The organism is Pseudomonas sp. RIT411, from assembly GCF_003057735.2.
GTDB lineage: Bacteria > Pseudomonadota > Gammaproteobacteria > Pseudomonadales > Pseudomonadaceae > Chryseomonas > Chryseomonas oryzihabitans.
Window position 1 is genome coordinate 289000 of record NZ_QBIZ02000002.1, and the last position, 18975, is coordinate 307974.

At 67.4% G+C, this 18975-nt stretch carries 19 protein-coding genes; 7 read left to right on the forward strand and 12 right to left on the reverse strand.

The genetic code is table 11. The features are described from left to right. Positions 1-278 precede the first annotated feature (278 nt). Together DBY63_RS04040 and DBY63_RS04045 are read right to left on the reverse strand one after the other, a co-directional pair. The gene (locus tag DBY63_RS04040; protein ID WP_027597019.1) at positions 279-1925 is read right to left on the reverse strand and encodes an acetolactate synthase large subunit; all 1647 of its coding nucleotides are present in this window, start codon (positions 1923-1925) and stop codon (positions 279-281) included. A gap of 152 nt (positions 1926-2077) precedes the next feature. Beyond that, positions 2078-3223 carry a YbfB/YjiJ family MFS transporter gene (locus tag DBY63_RS04045; RefSeq protein WP_108581317.1) on the reverse strand — a complete coding sequence of 382 codons (1146 nt, stop codon included), beginning with the start codon at positions 3221-3223 and terminating at the stop codon, positions 2078-2080. Positions 3224-3332: 109 nt separating this feature from the next. Between DBY63_RS04045 and DBY63_RS04050 the strand changes: the two genes are divergently transcribed. Beyond that, a complete protein-coding gene (locus DBY63_RS04050; protein WP_027602627.1) occupies positions 3333-4217 on the forward strand; it encodes a LysR family transcriptional regulator in 885 nt (294 codons plus the stop codon). A gap of 50 nt (positions 4218-4267) precedes the next feature. Then, entirely contained in the window at positions 4268-5188 is a 921-nt protein-coding gene (locus DBY63_RS04055; protein ID WP_108581318.1) for a Gfo/Idh/MocA family oxidoreductase, read from the forward strand. Positions 5189-5694: 506 nt separating this feature from the next. Here DBY63_RS04055 and trmA read toward each other — a convergent pair. The 3 genes from trmA to DBY63_RS04070 all read right to left on the reverse strand — a co-directional run bounded on the left by trmA (position 5695) and on the right by DBY63_RS04070 (position 9658). Then, positions 5695-6783 carry a tRNA (uridine(54)-C5)-methyltransferase TrmA gene (trmA, locus tag DBY63_RS04060; RefSeq protein ID WP_027602629.1) on the reverse strand — a complete coding sequence of 363 codons (1089 nt, stop codon included), beginning with the start codon at positions 6781-6783 and terminating at the stop codon, positions 5695-5697. A gap of 63 nt (positions 6784-6846) precedes the next feature. Continuing rightward, positions 6847-8142: an NCS2 family permease gene (locus DBY63_RS04065; protein WP_108581319.1), complete on the reverse strand. Its 1296-nt coding sequence runs from the start codon at positions 8140-8142 to the stop codon at positions 6847-6849. 124 nt (positions 8143-8266) lie between these two features. Continuing rightward, the gene (locus DBY63_RS04070; RefSeq protein ID WP_108581320.1) at positions 8267-9658 is read right to left on the reverse strand and encodes an MFS transporter; all 1392 of its coding nucleotides are present in this window, start codon (positions 9656-9658) and stop codon (positions 8267-8269) included. Positions 9659-9830: 172 nt separating this feature from the next. Here DBY63_RS04070 and DBY63_RS04075 point away from each other — a divergent pair, with 172 nt between their 5' ends. From DBY63_RS04075 to DBY63_RS04090, 4 genes are all read left to right on the forward strand, one after another. Further along, on the forward strand, positions 9831-10082 hold the full coding sequence (locus DBY63_RS04075; RefSeq protein WP_027597012.1) for a hypothetical protein: 252 nt from the start codon (positions 9831-9833) through the stop codon (positions 10080-10082). A gap of 85 nt (positions 10083-10167) precedes the next feature. Beyond that, positions 10168-10572: an RcnB family protein gene (locus DBY63_RS04080; RefSeq protein ID WP_027597011.1), complete on the forward strand. Its 405-nt coding sequence runs from the start codon at positions 10168-10170 to the stop codon at positions 10570-10572. A gap of 88 nt (positions 10573-10660) precedes the next feature. Beyond that, positions 10661-10963, forward strand: coding sequence for a putative quinol monooxygenase (locus tag DBY63_RS04085; protein WP_027602631.1), 303 nt, complete (start codon positions 10661-10663; stop codon positions 10961-10963). 62 nt (positions 10964-11025) lie between these two features. Beyond that, positions 11026-12579, forward strand: a complete 1554-nt coding sequence (locus DBY63_RS04090) for an alkaline phosphatase D family protein (protein WP_108581321.1) — start codon at positions 11026-11028, stop codon at positions 12577-12579. Between the two features lie 4 nt (positions 12580-12583). Here the strand turns inward: DBY63_RS04090 and DBY63_RS04095 are convergent, their stop codons facing one another. Both DBY63_RS04095 and DBY63_RS04100 read right to left on the reverse strand, forming a co-directional pair. Further along, positions 12584-13936, reverse strand: a complete 1353-nt coding sequence (locus DBY63_RS04095; protein ID WP_007159329.1) for a GntP family permease — start codon at positions 13934-13936, stop codon at positions 12584-12586. A 61-nt stretch (positions 13937-13997) separates the two neighbouring features. Continuing rightward, on the reverse strand, positions 13998-14531 hold the full coding sequence (locus DBY63_RS04100; RefSeq protein WP_108581322.1) for a gluconokinase: 534 nt from the start codon (positions 14529-14531) through the stop codon (positions 13998-14000). 186 nt (positions 14532-14717) lie between these two features. On the opposite strand from DBY63_RS04100, the gene DBY63_RS04105 reads away from it, so the two are divergent. Next, the gene (locus tag DBY63_RS04105; protein ID WP_108581323.1) at positions 14718-15734 is read left to right on the forward strand and encodes a LacI family DNA-binding transcriptional regulator; all 1017 of its coding nucleotides are present in this window, start codon (positions 14718-14720) and stop codon (positions 15732-15734) included. 220 nt (positions 15735-15954) lie between these two features. Here DBY63_RS04105 and DBY63_RS04110 read toward each other — a convergent pair whose 3' ends face one another. The 5 genes from DBY63_RS04110 to DBY63_RS04130 form a co-directional block, all read right to left on the reverse strand. Then, complete coding sequence (locus DBY63_RS04110) at positions 15955-16575, reverse strand: GNAT family N-acetyltransferase (protein WP_327170493.1); 621 nt, start codon at positions 16573-16575, stop codon at positions 15955-15957. Then, on the reverse strand, positions 16482-16808 hold the full coding sequence (locus DBY63_RS04115; RefSeq protein ID WP_108581324.1) for a hypothetical protein: 327 nt from the start codon (positions 16806-16808) through the stop codon (positions 16482-16484). The genes DBY63_RS04110 and DBY63_RS04115 overlap by 94 nt, the downstream gene beginning before the upstream one ends. 16 nt (positions 16809-16824) lie before the next feature. After that, a complete protein-coding gene (locus DBY63_RS04120; RefSeq protein ID WP_027602637.1) occupies positions 16825-17481 on the reverse strand; it encodes a DUF2726 domain-containing protein in 657 nt (218 codons plus the stop codon). 70 nt (positions 17482-17551) lie between these two features. Further along, positions 17552-17929 (reverse strand): lysozyme inhibitor LprI family protein, encoded by a 378-nt coding sequence (locus tag DBY63_RS04125; RefSeq protein WP_027602638.1) that lies wholly within the window; start codon positions 17927-17929, stop codon positions 17552-17554. 54 nt (positions 17930-17983) lie between these two features. Then, the gene (locus tag DBY63_RS04130) at positions 17984-18940 is read right to left on the reverse strand and encodes a LysR substrate-binding domain-containing protein (RefSeq protein ID WP_027602639.1); all 957 of its coding nucleotides are present in this window, start codon (positions 18938-18940) and stop codon (positions 17984-17986) included. Positions 18941-18975 lie beyond the last annotated feature (35 nt).

Sequence of the window (18975 nt, forward strand, 5' to 3'; positions counted from 1 at the left end):
AACTCATCCACCGCGGTGCTTAAGGGTTGCTTAATAGAACTCGAATCGCCGCGATATTCGAGTCCGGACGATAGGCTGTGTGATTACCCGGATAGCCGGCAGGGTTTTGTGTGGTCCCACATCGTATCTGTTTGTTTTTTCAGGCTTTTTCTGCCTATTAGTTTGACGATATGGCGCCAGCTTGGATGGCGGAAAGGACTAACTGGCTGCTTCGGGCGCCATGAAAAACGCCCCGACCTGGAGGCCGGGGCGTCGTAGGGATCGCCGGGGCTAAGCGATCAGACCGCCGCGCTGCGCTCCTTGATGTCCTGGTGCAGGATGCGGTCGTTCTCGGAGTAGTCCACCGGGCAGTCGATGACGTGGACGCCGGGGGTGTCCAGGCAGTGCTGCACCAGCGGCGCGAAGGCCGCCGCGCTTTCCACGCGATGGCCGTGGGCGCCGTAGCTTTCGGCGTAGCGGACGAAGTCCGGGTTGCCGTAGTCCAGGCCGAAGTCCTCGAAGCCCATCTGCGCCTGCTTCCAGCGGATCATGCCGTAGCCGTCGTCGCGCAGGATGATGACCACCAGGTTCATCTTCAGGCGCACCGCCGTTTCCAGCTCCTGGCTGTTCATCATGAAGCCGCCGTCACCGCACACCGCCACGATGGGGGTGTTGGGGTGCACCAGGCGCGCGGCCATGGCCGACGGCAGACCGGCGCCCATGGTGGCCAGGGCGTTGTCCAGCAGCACCGTGTTGGGCATGTAGGCCTTGTAGTTGCGGGCGAACCAGATCTTGTAGATGCCGTTGTCCAGGGCGACGATGCCGTCGGACGGCAGCACGTGGCGCAGATCGGCCACCAGGCGCTGCGGATAGACCGGGAAGCGGTCGTCGGTGGCGCCTTCGGCTACATGGGCCTCGTTGGCTTCGCGGATGGTCAGGAGGCGGTCGAAGTCCCAGGTGGGCTGGACCTCGATGCGCTCCTTGATCTCCCAGATGGCGTTGGCGATGTCGCCGACCACCTCGACCTGGGGGAAGTACACCGGATCGACTTCGGCGGAGCGGAAGTTGATGTGGATGACCTCGGTACCGCCGCGGGTCATGAAGAACGGCGGCTTCTCGATCACGTCGTGGCCGATGTTGACGATGAGGTCGGCGGACTCCAGCGCACGGTGCACGAAGTCACCGGCGGAGAGGGCGGCGTTGCCCAGGAAGCGCGGATGGCGCTCGTCGACCACGCCCTTGCCGAGCTGGGTGGTGACGAAGGGGATGCCGGTCTTCTCGATCAGCTGGCGCAGGACGCGCGCGGTCATCTTGCGGTTGGTGCCGGCGCCCAGCACCAGCACCGGGCTGCGGGCGTTTTCCAGCTTGGAGACGGCGGCGGCGATGGCCTTGGCTTCGGCGACCGGACGACGGCTCAGGCTCGGCGGGACCGGCAGGCTCTCGGTGTGCTCGTCGGCGATGTCTTCCGGCAATTCCAGGTGCACGGAGCCGGGCTTTTCTTCCTCGGCGAGGCGGAAGGCCTCGCGGATGCGCGACGGGATGTTGTCGGCGGAGGCGAACTGGTGGGTGTACTTGGTGAGCGGCGCCATCATGCGGCACACGTCGAGAATCTGGAAACGCCCCTGCTTGGATTTCTTGATCGGCTTCTGGCCGGTCAGCATCAGCATCGGCATGCCGCCCAGGTAGGCGTAGGCGCCGGCGGTGACCAGGTTGGTGGCACCTGGACCGAGGGTGGAAAGGCAGACACCGGTCTTGCCGGTGAAGCGGCCGTAGGTGGCGGCCATGAAGCCGGCGGACTGCTCGTGGCGAGTCAGGATCAGCTTGATCTGCGAAGAGCGACGCAGGGATTCCAGCAGGTCCAGGTTCTCTTCGCCGGGAATGCCGAAGATGTATTCCACACCCTCGTTCTCCAAGCAGCGAACGACCAGATCGGAGGCCTTCATCATGAGTGTTGTATTCCTTGTAGGGTGGATGGCGAGCGCCTGAGGCGCCTCCTCTATGAGGCGCGGCGATCACTGTACTCAGGAACGGCGAAACATTTCAAAACAAGGAACCACCCAGTTTTACTTCTGTGACGAATGGCCGCAGCGGAAACGATTCAGGCGATGCAGCGCTGTAGCGACGCCCGGGCGCGGCGCAGTTGCAGACCGGCGAACAGCAGGCCCAGCGCGGCGATCACCAGGGCCGGTTGCAGGTCGCCGGCGAAATGACTGCTGGCCGCGCCGAGCAGCGGACCGAGCAACTGGCCGCTGGCGAAGCTGGCGGTGAGCACCCCGGCGTTGCGTTGCGGCGTGGCCGGTGCCAGCTCGCGACCGTATTGCATCACCAGCTGCATGCAGGCGAGGAAGGGACCGCCGCAGAGCAGCACGCCGAGGAACAGCGCCAGGCTGCCCGGCAGGAGGCAGAGCAGTACGCCCGCGGCCTGCAGCCAGAGGGTCACGATCAGCCAGCGCCGGGTATCGGTGCCCGGGCGTCTCAGGCTGACCAGCACCACGCCCAGGGCCGCGGCCAGGCCGTAGCCGGGCCAGAAGAGGTCGGCCTGCCACTGGCCATGGAAGCGGCTGGCGGCCATCTGCGAAAGAAAGGTCGCCGGCAGGATGTAGCCGACGCCCACCAGGCCATAGGCCAGGATCAGGCGGTTGAAGGCCGGGGAACGCTTGGCCGGCGCTGCGGCGGTGGGTAGCGGGGTGGCCGGACCGCGCCGTGGCAGCAGGGGCAGCAGCGCCAGGGTCGCCACGCTGGCGAGCAGGCCGTAGCTCAGCCACAGCTGATTGGAGCCACCGCCCAGGCGATTGCTGACCAGGGCCATCAACCCGCTGATGAGGATGCCCACCCCGGGACCGGTAAAGACCAGGGCGCCCAGGCGCGGCCGGCCGGCTTCGGCGGCCAGGGGCTGGCTGAGACCGGTCACCATCACCAGCACCCAGGCGCTGGCCAGGCCGGTGCCGAAGCGCAGCAGCGCCTGGGCGGCCAGGCCATCGGCCAGCAGCGACGCCAGGGTCAGGCCGGCGCAGAGCCAGAGGCCGCCGACCAGCCGCGCATGGGTCCGGCGGGCGAAGAGCGCATCCAGGGCGCCCAGCAGATAGCCCAGGTAGTTGGCCGCGGCCAGCAGGCTGGCGCCGGTGAGGTCGATCTGGCCTTCGGCGATCAGGTGCGGCAGGGCGGGGGTGAGGGCGAAGCGGCCGATGCCCATGGCGGTGGCCAGGGCGAGCAGGCAGGCCAGCAGGCGGGTGGTGGCGGTCATCGCAAGACTCCAGTAGCGAGCGGATGGGTACAGCCTAGGCCTTGAAGTTAATCAATAAAAACGAATAATAAAGAAGTAGATGTTCAGCTAAAGAGAAAGGTGGTGATCCTTGGAATTCGCAGAGCTACGCATCTTCCAGGCGGTGGCCGAGGAGGGATCCCTGGTGAAGGCCGCCGAGCGGCTCAACCGGGTGCCGTCCAATCTCTCCACGCGCCTGCGCCAGCTGGAAGACAAATTGGGGGTGGAGCTGTTCCTGCGCGAACGCCAGCGGCTGCACCTGACCGCCGCCGGCCACCGGCTGCTGGACTACGCCCATCGCCTGTTCGCCCTGGCCGACGAGGCGCGCAGCGCGGTGCAGGGCGGCGAGCCGGCCGGTACCTTCGTGCTGGGCTCCATGTTCAGCACCGCGGCCATCCACCTGCCGGGGCTGCTGGCGCGCTATCACCAGCGCTATCCCAAGGTGAATCTGCAGGTGCACAGCGGCCCCAGTGGCGAACTGGTCGAGGGCCTGCTGGCCGGTCGCCTGGACGCCGCCCTGGTGGACGGCCCGGCGCCCGACGCGGCGCTGGAAGGCCAGCCCTGGTTCGAGGAGCGCCTGGTGCTGATCACCGGACTGGAACTCGGTCCGGTGCGTTCGCCCGCCGACGTGGCGGGGCGCCCGGTGTTCGGTTTTCGCGCCGGCTGCTCCTATCGTCGCTACCTGGACACCTGGTACGCCGCCGCCGGGGTGCCCAGCGGACCGGTGATGGAGATCGAGTCCTACCACAGCATGCTGGCCTGCGTGATCACCGGCGGAGTGGCGCTGATGCCGGAATCCATGCTCGACAGCCTGCCCGGTCGCGAGCGGGTGCAGCGTCACGAAATCCAGGCACGCTTCGCCCGGGCCACCACCTGGCTGATGTGGCGCAAGGGCCGCGAGGGGGCCAATCTGCGCAGTTGGCTGGAGTTGCGCGAGAGCCTGCAGACCGACCGCGAAGCTGTTGCTTTGGTGTGATGATTACCCGATCCTAGGCGGCGGTTTCCTACCGTCTACCGAGGACGATCATGATAAGAATAGCCATCGTCGGTTTGGGCAAGATCGCCCGTGACCAGCACCTGCCGGCGCTCGCCGCCAATCCCGAATACGAGCTGGTCGCCGTGGCCAGCCGCAATGCCCAGCTCGACGGCGTCGCCCACTATCCCAGCCTGAGCGCGCTGCTCGAAGACGGTCCGGCGATCGACGCCGTGTCGCTTTGCGCGCCCGCGGCGGTGCGCTACGAACAGGCCCGCGAGGCCCTGGCGGCGGGCAAGCACGTGATGCTGGAGAAACCGCCGGGGGCGACCCTGAGCGAGGTGGACGCCCTGGCGCGCCAGGCCGAGGCGGCCGGTCTTTCGCTGTTCGCCACCTGGCATTCCCGCCATGCTCAGGGCGTGCAGCCGGCGCGCGCGTGGCTGGAAGGCAAGCGCATCCAGGCGGTCCGGATCGAGTGGAAGGAAGACGTGCGCGTCTGGCATCCGGGTCAGGCCTGGATCTGGGAACCGGGCGGCATGGGCGTCTTCGATCCGGGCATCAATGCCCTGTCCATTGTCACCGCCATCCTGCCGCGGCCGTTCTTTCTCAAGGAGGCGACGCTGCAGGTGCCCGGCAACTGCCAGACCCCGGTGGCGGCGCAACTGGCCTTCGTCGACAGCGCCGGGGTGCCCATCGCCGCCGACTTCGACTTCCTGCAGACCGGGCCCCAGACCTGGGACATCCACGTCGACACCGATGCGGGTCGCCTGACCCTGAGCAAGGGCGGCAGCGAGCTGTACCTGGACGGCCAACTGAGCCACCAGGGCCCGGACCAGGAATACGCCGGTCTCTATGCGCGCTTCGCCGAGCTGGTGGCGCAGAACCGCTCCGACGTCGACGTGGCCCCGCTACGCCATGTGGCCGACGCCTTCCTCTATGGCCGACGCGAGACGGTGGCGGAGTTTCACGAGTAGGGCCTCCCTCACCCCAGCCCTCTCCCGGAGGGAGAGGGGGCGCCACCTCGGGCTCGTGTAGGTTGGGTTGAGCGCAGCGAAGCCCAACAGGGATGGCTTGGCTTGTTGGGCTTCGACGGTGGAGCTGTCTCAACCCACCTACGGTACGGCTTCCCTCACCCCAGCCGTCTCCCGGAGGGAGAGGGGGCGCCACCTCGGGCTCTTGTAGGCTGGGTTGAGCGCAGCGAAGCCCAACAAGGGTGGCTTGGCCTGTTGGGTTTCGACGGTGGAGCTGTCTCAACCCAATCTACGGCTCGGTGGCTTCCCTCACCCCAGTCCTCTCCCGCAGGGCAAGGGGGCGCCACCTCGGGCTCGTGTAGGTTGGGTTGAGCGCAGCGAAGCCCAACAAGGGTGGCTTGGCTTGTTGGCTTCCCTCACCCCAACCCTCTTCCCAAGGGAGAAAGGCGCTCAGCCCCGGCGTAGGGTGGAAAACGGCGTAGCCTTTTCCACGCGGGCTGGCTCGATGCTCAACGCCGCTCCAGCAACACCCCACTCTCCATGTGGTGCGTCCAGGGGAACTGGTCGAACAGGGCGCAGCGGGTGATGCGGTGGGTGTCCTGCAGCTGGGCGATGTTCTCGGCCAGGGTCTCCGGGTTGCAGGAGATGTAGAGGATGCGCTCGAAGCGGCGGGTCAGCTCGCAGGTGTCCGGATCCATGCCGGCGCGCGGCGGATCGACGAAGACGGTGCCGAAGTCGTAGCTCTTGAGATCCACGCCGGCCAGGCGCCGGAAGGGGCGGACCTCGTTGAGCGCCTGGGTCAGTTCCTCGGCGGAGAGCCGCACCAGGCTGACGTTGTCCACGCCATTGCTGGCCAGGTTGTGCAGGGCGGCGTTGACCGAGGTCTTGCTCACCTCGGTGGCCAGCACCTTGCGGACCCGGCTGGCCAGCGGCAGGGTGAAGTTGCCGTTGCCGCAATAGAGCTCCAGCAGATCGTCCTCGCGCTCGCCCAGGGCGGTATGGGCCCAGGTCAGCATCTTCTGGTTGACGGTGCCATTGGGCTGGGTGAAGCCGCCCTCGGGTTGCAGATAGCTATAGGTCTTCCCGGCCACCTCCAGTTCTTCGAGCACATGGTCACGCCCGATCACCAGGCGCTGACCGCGGGAGCGACCGATCAGACTGACACCGAGGTCGGCGGCCAGGCGCTCGGCGGCGGCCTGCCAGGCGGCGTCCAGCGGGCGGTGGTAGGCCAGGGTGATCAGCGCATCGCCGCTCAGGGTGGTGAGGAATTCCACCTGGAACAGCTTGAACGACAGCGCCACGTCCGCCTGCCAGCCGGCCTTGAGCCGGGGCATCAGGTCGTTGATGCGCTGGCTGGCGATGGGGAAGTCCTCGATGAGGATCGGCGTGTGCTTGTCGCCCGGGGCGAACATCGCGTAGTGGCGCTCTTCGTTCTCCCGCCACAGGCGGAATTCGGCGCGCAGCCGGTAGTGCTGCAGCGGCGAGGCGAAGACCTCCGGCTCGGGCGCCTGGAAGGGCGCCAGCAGGTCGCGCAGGCGACCGGCCTTGGCATCGAGTTGGGTCTGGTAGTCGGCGGGGGCGAAGGAAGGCTGGGACATGGTAGATCCGGAGAGACGATAAGGCGGGGAAACCCTCGGGACCAGGGCCCCGAGGGTGAAGGGTCAGGCGTTGAACCAGCCCAGCTTGATGACGAACAGGATCGACAGCACGATCAGCGCCGAATTCAGCTCGCGGGTACGGCCGGACAGCAGCTTGATGACCGTCCAAGTGATGAAGCCGAAGGCGATGCCGTTGGCGATGGAATAGGTCAGCGGCATGGCCAGGGCGGTGACCAGCACCGGGGCGGCGGTGGTCAGGTCGTCCCACTCGATCTCGGCCAGGCCCGAGGTCATCAGCACGGCGATGAAGAACAGCGCCGGGGCGGTGGCGAAGGCCGGCACGCTACCGGCCAGGGGAGCGAAGAACAGCGCCAGCAGGAACAGCACCGCGACCACCACGGCGGTGAGGCCGGTACGACCCCCGGCGGAAACGCCCGCGGCCGATTCGATGTAGCTGGTGGTGGTGGAGGTGCCCAGCAGCGAGCCGAACATGGCGGCGGAGCTGTCGGCGATCAGGGCGCGGCCCATCTTCGGCAGATGGCCGTCCTTGCCCATCAGGCCGGCGCGCTTGGCCACGCCGATCAGGGTGCCGGAGTTGTCGAACAGGTCGACGAACAGGAAGGCGAAGATGACGCTGATCAGGCCGACGTCCAGGGCCCCCCGGATGTCCAGCTGCAGGAAGGTCGGTGCCAGCGACGGCGGCATGGAGACCAGGCCGCCGAAGGTGCTGACGCCCAGGGCGATGGCGATCACGGTGACCACCAGGATGCCGATCAGCACCGCGCCGGTGACCTTGCGCGCCTCGAGCACGACGATCAGGAAGAAGCCGAGGATGGCCAGCAGCGGACCGGGTTTGGACAGGTCGCCCAGGCCCACCAGGGTCGCCGGATTACCCACCACGATGCCGGCGGTCTGCAGGGCGATCAGCGCCAGGAACAGGCCGATGCCGGCGGCGATACCCGAGCGCAGCGGGAGCGGGATGCTGTTGATGATCCATTCGCGGATGCGAAAGATCGACAGCAGGAAGAACATCAGCGCCGAGAGGAACACCGCGCCCAGGGCCACCTGCCAGGTATGGCCCAGGTGCAGGACCACGGTGTAGGTGAAGAAGGCGTTGAGGCCCATGCCGGGGGCGAGGGCGATGGGGTAGTTGGCGATGAGTCCCATGAGCGCCGAGCCGATGGCGGCGGCCAGGCAGGTGGCGACGAAGATCGCGCCCTTGTCCATGCCGGTCGCGCCGAGGATGCTCGGGTTGACGAACAGGATGTAGGCCATGGCCAGGAAGGTGGTCACCCCAGCCAGCAGTTCGGTGCGGACAGAGGTGTTGTGGGCCTTGAGTTGGAAGAGTCTTTCCAGCATGGGATGCCTCGTGCGCGCCGGTCTGATCGGAAAAAACGGCGCGCATCATAACAGGTCGGTTAACACGGGTAAGGCACTAAGACTTACCCCCAAATCGGCATCGGGTCGAGCACTGTCCGGTCGGTCAGCTTTTCGCGGTGTGGCCGCTGACCGAATCGCCTGCGTTGCGGGCCAGGCGGAAGGCATCCAGGGTGCTCAGGATGCCGAGCACGGCCACTATGCAAAAGGCTAGCCGGAAGTCCGACAACTGCGGATCGAGGTGGCCGTGCCACTCCATCGAGGCGCGCAGCAGCAGGGCGGCGATGGCCACGCCCAAGCCCATGGCCAGCTGGAAATTGGTGCTGAACAGGGTGGACGCATGGCTCAGCTGGGGTTTCGGAATGTCGGCGAAGGCCAGGGCATTGCTGGCGGTGAATTGCAGCGAGCGGGACACGCCGCTGGCGAACAGCAGCAGCACGATCAGCGGCAGCGGCCAGTCCGGGGTGAGCAGGCCACATGCCAGCAGGCTGAGCGCGCTGAGCACGCCGTTCATGGTCAGGATGGCGCGCAGGCCGAAGCGGCGCATGGCGGCGGTGGTGAAGGGCTTGGCCGCCAGGTTGCCAGCGAACAGCGCCAGGAGCAGCAGGCCGGCCTGGAAGGCGTCCAGGCCAAAGGCCAGCTGGAACATCAGGGGGAGCAGGAAGGGTGCGGTGGCGATGGTGACGCGGAACAGGCCGCCACCGAGGATGGCGGCGCGGTAGGTGGGAATCCGCAGTGTGCCAAAATCGATCAGCGGACGTTCGATCTTCGTCATGTGACGCACCGCCTTGGTGCCGAGGATCAGCCCTATCCCCATCCAGGCCAGGTTGCTGCCCAGGCTGCCGTGGTTCTGGCCGAGCCGTTCGACGCCCCACATGAAGGCGACGCAGGCCCCGCCCAGCAACAGGAAGCCGCGCCAGTCCAGCGGATGGCGCTGGGTCGGCAGGTCGGCGGGCACCAGGCGCCAGGCCAGCAGCAGGGCGATCGATCCCAGCGGCAGATTGAGATAGAAGATCCAGCGCCAGTCGGCATAGGTGGTGATCAGGCCGCCCAGGGGCGGGCCCAGCACGGGGGCCACCAGGCCCGGCCAGGTGATGAGGGCGATGGCGCGCACCAGTTCGTGCTTTTCGGTGACCTGCAGCACCACCAGCCGCCCGACCGGGACCATCAGCGCGCCGCCGAGCCCCTGGAGGATGCGCGCGGCGATGAATTGCTCGAGGGAGAGGGCCATCCCGCACAGCAGCGAGGCCAGGGTGAAGACGCCAATAGCCAGGGTAAAGACCGGTCGTGGACCGAAGCGCTCGGCGATCCAGCCGCTGACCGGGATGCCTACGGCAATGGCCAGCAGATAGGCGCTGATGCCCAGGTTTAGGTCCACCGGATCACGGCCGAAAGACGCCGCCATCGGCGGCAGGGCCGTGGCGATCACGGTGGCGTCGAGGTTTTCCATGAAAAAGGTAAAGCTCACCAGGCCGGCGAGAATCTTCCAGCGTTCCATGGGGCAGCGCCTCAGGCCAAGGGGTGGGCTACTCTGCCTGAGGTGCTGCAAGGCGCGCCAGCCCTGGCTTGCCGATAAAAAGTCAAAGGATTTGCCACCGTCTCTCGAACAGGCTGCTAAAGTCCAGAGGAGACAGGTTCGCTAATCGTCATCGCCATGAGGAAGCCGTTGCATGAAGGACGTGATCGATAGCCACATCATGGCCATGGCGGAAGCCCGGCGGCTGCTCGAACGGGGTAGCCAGGCCAAGCGCCAGCATCAGCGCTATTTCCTCAACTTCCTGACCCTGCGTCAGGAGGCCTCACTCCTCAGCCAGCAGTCCTATCGTCTGAGTTGCTCGCTGGACGCCTTTTCCACCCAGCGCTCACGCCAGTTGCCCCCGGTGCTGACCCTGGTAAAGGCAGACCGGGACGAATGCCAGTAAGGCCAAAGGCGTAGCCGTAGGTATTCGTGGAGCTTTTCCGCTGACCCCGGGGTCAAAACCTCGAATGCAGAGGAGAAACACCCCCATGATCAAGCAATCGCTGCTCTCTCTGGCCCTGGGTACCGTCGTCCTGACCGGCGCCCTGCAGGCCCAGGCCGCGCCCGAGGCCATGACCCCGGTCAAGCCCGCTGCCGACAAGGCGGCTTCGGAGCCCACCAGCTCGCAGTACCAGAACAAGGTCAACAAGAAGGATGCCAATCAGAGCGATGATGCCGTCACTCATGACCCTGATCATCCTACCTTTGAACTCGAAGAGGGTGGCCGGGCGCCGCGCAAGTACATCCGCGACGAGTACGTGATCAAGGACTTCAAGAAGCACGGCCTGGAGCAGCCGGGCGAAGACAGCCAATGGGTCAAGATCGGCTCCGACTATGTGCTGATCAAGCGCAGCAATGCGGTGATCGACAAGATCGTCAAAGCCAAGCAGTGATCCACCATGGCCGGGGCCGATTCTCGACCCCGGTGGTATTCGGGGTGTCCAGGCGGCATGCTGAGGCACCCTTTTCGGAGTTTTTTGCATGACCAGTGAAATTCGCGTCGTCGCCATCCTGCAGGCCAAGCCCGGCCAGGCCGCAGCCGTCGAGAACGCCCTACGCGCCATCGTCGCCCCTTCCCGCGCCGAGGCCGCCTGCCATTTCTACACTCCGCACCGCGATCCGAGCCACGAGGGTCGCTATGTCTTCATCGAGCGCTGGGCCAGCCGCGAGGCCCTGGCCGAGCACGAGGAGACCGCGCACTTCAAGCAGCTGCTGAGCGATCTCGACGGCCTGCTCACCGAGGCGCCCCAGGTGATGATCCTGGAAGAATTGCCGCTGGCCTGAGCCGGGCGACATAGCGCTGTCATTTGCCTGAGTCACCCTGGCCTCTTTTCGTGGAGGCCTGGATGAATCCCTCTCGACGTCAAGCGCTGGGTCTGCTCGGTCTGGGTCTGAGCGCGCCCTGGTTCGCCGGGTGCAGCGCGCGTGAACCGCAACCGGATCCCTTCACCCTGGGCGTCGCCAGTGGCGATCCCGCTGCCGATGGCTTCGTCATCTGGACCCGCCTGGCGCCGGATCCCCTGGCCGAGGATGGCCTGGGCGGTCTGCATGCCCCGGTCGAGGTGCAATGGGAAGTCGCCCTGGATCCGGGGCTGCGCCAGGTGGTGCAGAGCGGTACGGTCCTGGCGCAGCCCCGGGCGGCCTTCAGCGTGTCCATCACCCTGGTGGGTCTGCTGCCGGGGCGACCCTATTGGTACCGCTTCACCGCCCTGGGGCATCAGAGTCGCATCGGTCGCGCCCTCACGCTGCCGCCGCCGGCCAGCGCGCCGCAGCGACTCAAGCTGGTGGCTGCCTCCTGCTCCCACTATGAGAAGGGCTTCTTCAGTGCCTATCGGCACATGGCCGAGGAGCAGCCGGACCTGGCGCTGTTCCTTGGCGACTACATCTATGAATCCAATGTGCCGCTGCTGCTGCCAGCGGTCCGCCGCCACGGCCTGCCGGAGGCCCGCGACCTGGCCAGCTATCGGCGGCGCCATGCCCTGTACCGCACCGATCCCGATCTGCAGTACCTGCATGCCAATGTCACCAGCCTGCTGACCTGGGACGACCACGAGGTGCAGAACGACTATTCCGGTCCCTGGTCGGCGGATCCCCGGGTCAGTCTGGCCGCCTTCGCCGCGCGACGGCAGGCGGCCTACCAGGCTTTTCGCGAACACGCCCCGCTGCGCGCCTGGCGCACCCAGGGCAGCGCGCTGCGCCTCTATGACCGGTGGCGCTTTGGCGACCTGGCGGAGATCCATCTGCTCGATGGCCGGCAATACCGCAGCGAACCGGCCTGCGCGACGACCAGGACCCGCGGTGGCCATCTGGTCGCGCCGGATTGCCCGGGCCTGCGTGATACCACGCGCAGCATGTTGGGGCGGGCGCAGGAGGATTGGCTGCTGGACGGCTTTCGCCATAACGGTACGCAGTGGAACCTCATTGCCCAGGACCTGCTGCTGGCACCCCTGCGGCAGCGCCTGCCGGATGGCGATCCGGCGCGCTGGACCGATGGCTGGGACGGCTATCCGGCCACCCGCGAGCGCCTGCTGGCGGCCATGGCCGCGAGTCGCCTCGCCAATCCGGTGACCCTGGGCGGGGACATCCATTCCTTCTGGGTGACGGATCTGCACCGCGATCCGGAGGACGAGCGGAGCCCGGTGGTGGCGAGCGAGTTCGTCGGCACTTCCATCACCTCGGACGGACCGGATTACCGACGCTTCCAGGCGCTGTTGCCGGAGAATCCCCAGGTGCGTTTCTTCGACAGCCGGGAGCGTGGCTATCTGGCCTTGGAGCTGACGCGGGAGCGGCTGCAGGTGGATCTGCGCACCATCAGTGACCGAACGCGCCCGGATGCCAGGCGCGGCACCCGGGCGAGCTTCGTGGTGGAGGCGGGACGGCCAGGGGCCGTCCCGGTCTAGCGGATCAGACGAACAGCGACAGCAGCATGATGAAGGCCAGGGCCACCACCGAGAGGATGGTTTCCATCATCGACCAGGTCTTGAAGGTCTCGGCCACGGTCATGTTGAAGTACTGCTTCACCAGCCAGAAGCCGGCGTCGTTGACGTGGGAGAGGATCACCGAACCGGCGCCGGCGGCCAGCACCAGCAACTCCTTGTTCACCCCGGGGATCAGCGCCACCACGGGGGCGACGATGCCGGCGCCGGTGATGGTCGCCACGGTGGCGGAACCGGTGGCCACGCGGATCACCGCCGCCACCAGCCAGGTCAGCAGGATCGGCGAGATCTGCGTCTGCACCGCCAGATTGCCGATCACCTCACCCACGCCGCTGGCCACCAGCATCTGCTTGAAGCCACCGCCGGCGCCGACGATCAGCACGATGGCCGCCACCGGCGCCAGGCTCTGGTCGAGCAGCTTGACGATCTTCTCGCGGGAGAAGCCGCAGGCGGTGCCGAAGCTGTAGAAGCTCAGCAGCAGGGCGGCGAGCAGGGCGGTGATGGGGTGGCCGATGAAGTCCATCCAGATGCGGAAATGGTTGTCGGCGGCAAAGAAGATGTCGGCGAAGGCCTTGAGCAGCATCAGGATCACCGGCAGCAGCACGGTGAAGACGGTGATGCCGAAGCCCGGCAGGTTGCGGTTGTCGGTCTCCTGGGCGATCTGGGCGACCAGCTCGGGATTGGCCGAACCGGGGATGCGCTTGGAGATCCAGGCGCCAAAGATGGGACCGGCGATCATGGCGGTGGGCAGGCCGACGATCAGACCATAGAAGATGGTCTTGCCGATGTCGGCACCGAACACCCCGACCGCCAGCAGCGGACCCGGGTGCGGCGGCACCAGGCCGTGCACGGCGGACAGGCCGGCCAGCAGCGGGATGCCCAGCTTGACCAGCGACAACCCGGTACGGCGGGCGACGATGAACACCAGGGGCGCCAGCAGCACGAAGCCGATCTCAAAGAACAGCGGGATGCCCACCAGGAAGGCGGCGAACATCATCGCCCAGTGCACGCGTTTGATGCCGAAAGCGCGGATCAGCGTCTGGGCGATCTGGTCGGCGCCGCCGGAATCGGCCATCAGCTTGCCGAGCATGGTGCCGAGGCCGAGCAGGATGCCGACGAAGCCGAGCACGCCGCCGAAGCCGTCCTGGAAAGATTTCATGACCTTTTCCACCGGCATGCCGGAGGTCAGGCCGAGAAAGCCCGAGGCGATGGTCAGGGCGATGAAGGGATGGACCTTGAACTTGGTGATCAGGAGCACCAGGCCGACGATGGTGACCGCGGCGTCGAGCAGAAGGAAGCTGTTGTGGTCCATGCCGAACATGGCGCCTCTCCTATTGTTGTTGTGGGCGTTGCGGGTGGTTGGATTGGGTAGCGCTGTCTCGTCAGGCCGGCTGGGCCAGGCGAATCGAGGTGTTCCACCAGGCCGACACCTGGGTGCCGATGGCGGGCAGGGTATCGCGAGCGTCCACTACCAGCGTAGCCGGTTCACCGTGGGGTGCTTCGAGGGTGGCGAACTGGCTGTCGATCAGGCTGGCGGGCATGAAGTGCCCCGGGCGATTGGCCACGCGCTGGGCGGCGGTCTCGCGGGTCAGTTCGAGAAAGACGAAGCCGAGACCGGGCACGGCCTGGCGCAGCTGGTCGCGATAGCGGCGCTTGAGTGCGGAACAGGTGAGTACCGGGCGTTCGCCCGCGGCCACGGCAGCGGCCAGTTCTTCACCGAGGCGGGTCAGCCAGCCGGCGCGATCCCCGTCGTCGAGGGGGATGCCGGCGCTCATCTTGGCGATGTTGGCGGCGGGGTGGAAGGCGTCGCCTTCGATCAGGCGGCCACCGTCCTGCTCGGCGATGGCCGCGCCGACGCTGCTCTTGCCGCAGCCTGCGACGCCCATGACCACCAGCGCGGGAATGGGAGTGTTCATCGTCACCTCCGGTCTGGAGACAGCGCTACCCCGAAAAGCGAAAAAGGCAGCGGCTTCCAGTTCTTGTCGATCTTGTTAGGCCGAATGCCGACGCGGTGCGGAAGGCCACGTCAGGCTTGTAGTGTCTGCTGAGACAGCGCTACCTTAGGCGCGTTCTCCGTCTCTGACAAGCCTGAAACCATAACAATGAATCGAACGGGTTCTCGTAGTTCCGGTCGGCCCACCCTCACCGAGGTGGCGCTGCAGGCCGGTGTTTCCCCCATCACGGCCTCGCGTGCCCTGCGAGGTGTCGCCAGCGTGGCACCGGAGCTGGTCACCCGCGTGCAGGAGGCCGCCGCGCGCCTTGGCTATGTCACCAATCCGGCCGCTCGTGCCCTGGCCTCGGCCCAGGGGCATTCGGTGGTGGTGCTGGTGCCCTCGCTGTCCAACCACCTGTTCATCGAGCCCCTCGAGGCCATCCACGAGGTCCTGCGTCCCCGTGGCCTGGAGGTGCTGATCGGCAACTACCACTACGATCCCGAGGAAGAGGAAAAGCTGATCCGCAACTACCTGGCCTATCAGCCCCGGGGACTGCTGCTGACCGGCTTCGACCGCACCGACGCCGCGCGCCAGCTGCTGGCGGCCAGCGGGGTGCCGCGGGTGCACATGATGGAGCTGGATCCGGCGGGGACGGTGCCCAGCGTCGGCTTTTCTCAGCGCGCCGCCGGGGCCGCCGCGGCGCGGCATCTGCTGGCGGCCGGACGCAAGCGCCTGGGCTATGTGGCCGCCCAGCTCGACCCGCGGGCACTGGCCCGAGGGGAGGGCTTCCGCGAGGTGCTGCGCGAGGCGGGCTGCTATGACCCGAGTCTGGATGTACTGGATCCGCAGCCGTCGTCCGTGGGGCTGGGCGCCCGACAGTTTCGCGAGCTGCTGGCCCGCCGCCCGGATGTCGACGGCCTGTTCTTCTGCAACGACGACCTGGCTCAGGGCGCGCTGTTCGAGGCGCAGCGGCTGGGCATCGCCATCCCCGAACGGATCTCGGTGCTGGGCTTCAACGACCTGCCCGGCTCGGCGCACACGGTCCCCCGGCTGACCTCCATCCAGACCCCCCGCGCCGCGGTAGGGCGCCAGGCCGCGACCCTCCTGCTGGGGCTGCTCGACGGCCGCAGCCAACCGACCTGCGTGGACCTGGGATTCGAGTTGGTGAGTCGGGAGAGTGTATAGGGCTTTGGCTTGGGTCGATCGTGACCACGGCGGTCCGTCGATGCAGCCAGAACGGTATGACTTTGCTTATCGCGGCCATGGGCCGCTCCTACCGGGCTTGACGCTTCTGTAGGAGCGGCCCATGGCCGCGATAAGGTTTTGCTCCGACAACGAATAATCCATCTTCTGGCATCCATCAGCTCCGCGGACCGTCATAACCGCGATCGCGGTGCAGCAGGTCTTACCGCAACGCCTTGGCCAATATCCGCGACTGCCCCCGGAAATCCTGACGGGCGTAGAAGGCCTGGGCGTCCTCGTTGAATTCCATGACCTCCAGGCGCAATTCGTCGACGTCGTTGTCCCGCGCCCAGGCTTCCACTGCGTCCAGCAGCCGGGCACCCACGCCCAGCCGTCGGTGGCAGGCCGACACTACCAGGGTGCCGATCCGGCAGAGGATCAGCGGCTGCAGAAAGGAAATCGAGCGGGTGTCGGACAGGCGCGCGGTAACGAAGCCGACCATTTCGTCACCGGCCTCGGCGACAAACAGCACCCCGTCTTCCGGCTCCAGCTGGGCGGCCCAGTAGTCCTGGTCGCGCCAGCCGCCGGAGGGCTCGGCGAAGGTCGCCGGGGCCTGCCGGTGATGCTGCTCGGCGAGTTGCTCGGCCAGCCGGCAGACGGCGGCGAGATCGGTGACGAAGGCGGGACGGATACGCAAGAGCGGTGCTCGCAAGAGGAGTCGGCCGTTCACCTTACGCCGCGCTGCGCGGGTCAGGAAGCCTTGGCATCCAGCTGCCGGTACCAGTCGGCATAGGGGGTGTTCCTGGCCATCCGCCGGTTGTAGTCGGGCGCGCCATCGGTCCACCAGACCGGTCCGCGCTCGCCCAGGGCGTGCTTGGCGGCGTCCACCGCGGCGCGTGCGCTGCGCAGGGCGGCTTCGTCACCCTGACGCTTGGCCACGCCCACCTGACGGCGGGCATCCATCAGTTCATGGGTCAGCAGGTCGCGGCGGTCGGCGGGCAGGCTGGGGTCGGTGCAGCGCCAGAGTCGGCCCCTGACCACGAAGTAGCGTCCGTCCGGGGTGGTGGGATAGCGCATGGCAAGGGCCCCTTGGTCAGTCGTCGATGTCGAGCAGGCCGCGGCAATCCGGATAGTTCGAGCAGGCCCAGAATTCCCGGCCCTGGTGGCGACCGCTGCGCGCGCGGCGGCGGACCATGGGCGCCTGGCATTCCGGGCATTCCGGCGCCAGGGGCTGGCTGGGCGCTGCGGTTCGCTGGCGCGGACGGCGCCCGCCGAACACGGCGTCGCGCACGGCGGTGGCGGAATAGCGCGCCGCCGCCGGGATCTCCACCAGGCGCAACTGGGCGGCCTCGCACACTGCGCGGACGAAGCGGTCGCGCTGCTGGCGATGGCGCTGCAGGTGCGACCTGTCGTTGAGTTCGACCACGGCGTGCACGGCGAGGTCGTCGCGGCGGCAGATGGCGAAGTCGAAGTGCTTGCAGTTGATGCGATTCTGCGCGATCAGATAGCGGCGGCGATCGCGCAGCGGCAGGGTCTGGACCACATCGGCGATGCGCACCTTGCCGAACACCCGGTAGTCGTCGCCCACGGCTTCGTCGAGCACCGCGAGAAAGGCCTGTTCGGCGGGGGTGAAGAGGGCTTCGACCTGGCGATAGGGAAAGGCGGCCTGGCGCCGGCGCTGCCACCACCACAAAGCCCCCAGAAACAGCAGTCCGGCCGAAACCAGCAGGGGCAGGTAACGCTCGTACATCTCGAACTCCAACAGCGGGGCGCCATGATAGTGAGTTCCGGCGCCGGACAGCAGCGGTGGCGACGAAGCGTCAGTCGCGCCGCGGGAGTTGCCGTTGCAGATCGTCCAGCCGCAGCAGGGTCACCGACTTCAGACAACTCAGATACTGCAGCTGCTGCATGGCGCCCTGGAATCCGCGCGTCGCGTCAGCGCAGCGGGGGGCGCGGTCGCTTTGCCAGAGCTGCTGCAGCTGTTCGAAGGCGGGTCGTTGCGCAGCGGAGAGCGCGGCCAGGCGGCGGCCGTAGACGTCGGCCAGCCGGGCTTCGGCCAGGGCCAGATCCCCGGCGGCGCAGGCCGCCAGCTGCGCCTCGCTGCCCTGGCGATCGCAGTCGGCCGGGGGCTGCTCGGCGGCCAGGGCGGCGGTCGAGAGCAGCAGGGCGAGCAGGGCGGACAGGCGACAGGTGTTCATGCAGGCTGACTATTGCAGGGGCGGACCGCCTAGACTGCCGTAAAAGCGCGGCTCTCACCAGGCGCCGCCGGTCTCCTGCGGCTCGCCCTGGGTCTCGCGGAATTGGCGGATCTGCACCAGCAGCCAGTCGATCCAGCGCTGTACCGGCGCGTCCACCGGGCCCTTGGGCAACACCAGGAAGTAGGCCTGGGTCGACAGCTGGTTGAACCGGTCCGGCAGCGGGCGGACCAGGGCGCCGCTGGCCAGCAGGCGCTGGGCCAGCACGCAGCCGCCGAGGGCCACGCCCTTGCCGGCCGCGGCCTGTTGCAGGGCCATGCCACTCAGCGAATAGCGCGGACCGCGCAGACTTTCGCCCAGGGGTACCTGCTGGCTGGCGAACCAGTCCTGCCAGGCGTTGAAACGGCTGCTGGGCCGGCCCGAACGCCAGCCGCCGGGCCATTCGGCATGCAGCAGCGGATAGGCCAGCAAGGCGGCGGGTTCTGTCAGTGGCGTCGGGATCAGCGTCGGGCTGCACACCGGAAAGATCCATTCGCGCAGCAGCAGGCGCGTCTCGCCGTCCTGCCAGTCGCCCCGGCCATAGCGGATCGCCGCCTGGGCACCGCCCTCGGTACCCAGCGGTACGATGGCGGAGGAGGCATCGAGAAAGACCTCGATATCCGGATGCTGGCGCTGGAAGTCTTCCAGGCGCGGCAGCAGCCATTCCTGGCCAAAGGTGGGCGGCGCACTGACGGTCAGGACGCTGCTCTTGACCCGCGCCCGGGCGACGGCGCGGGTCAGGCCGTCGAGGTGCGGCGCGATCTCCGCCGCCAGGGCGCGCCCCTGGACGGTGAGGCGCACCCCCTGGGCCAGGCGCTCGAACAGCGGCTGCCCCAGCTCTTCCTCGAGCAGGCGGATCTGCCGGCTGATGGCGCCCGCGGTGACGTGCAGCTCGTCCGCGGCCTTGGCGAAGTGCTGGTGTCGCGCGGCGGCGGCAAAGGCGCGCAGGGCGTTGAGGGGGAGGGCGGTGGTCACGGCAGCCTCGGCTTGTCTGAAAAGTGCCTGCGCTC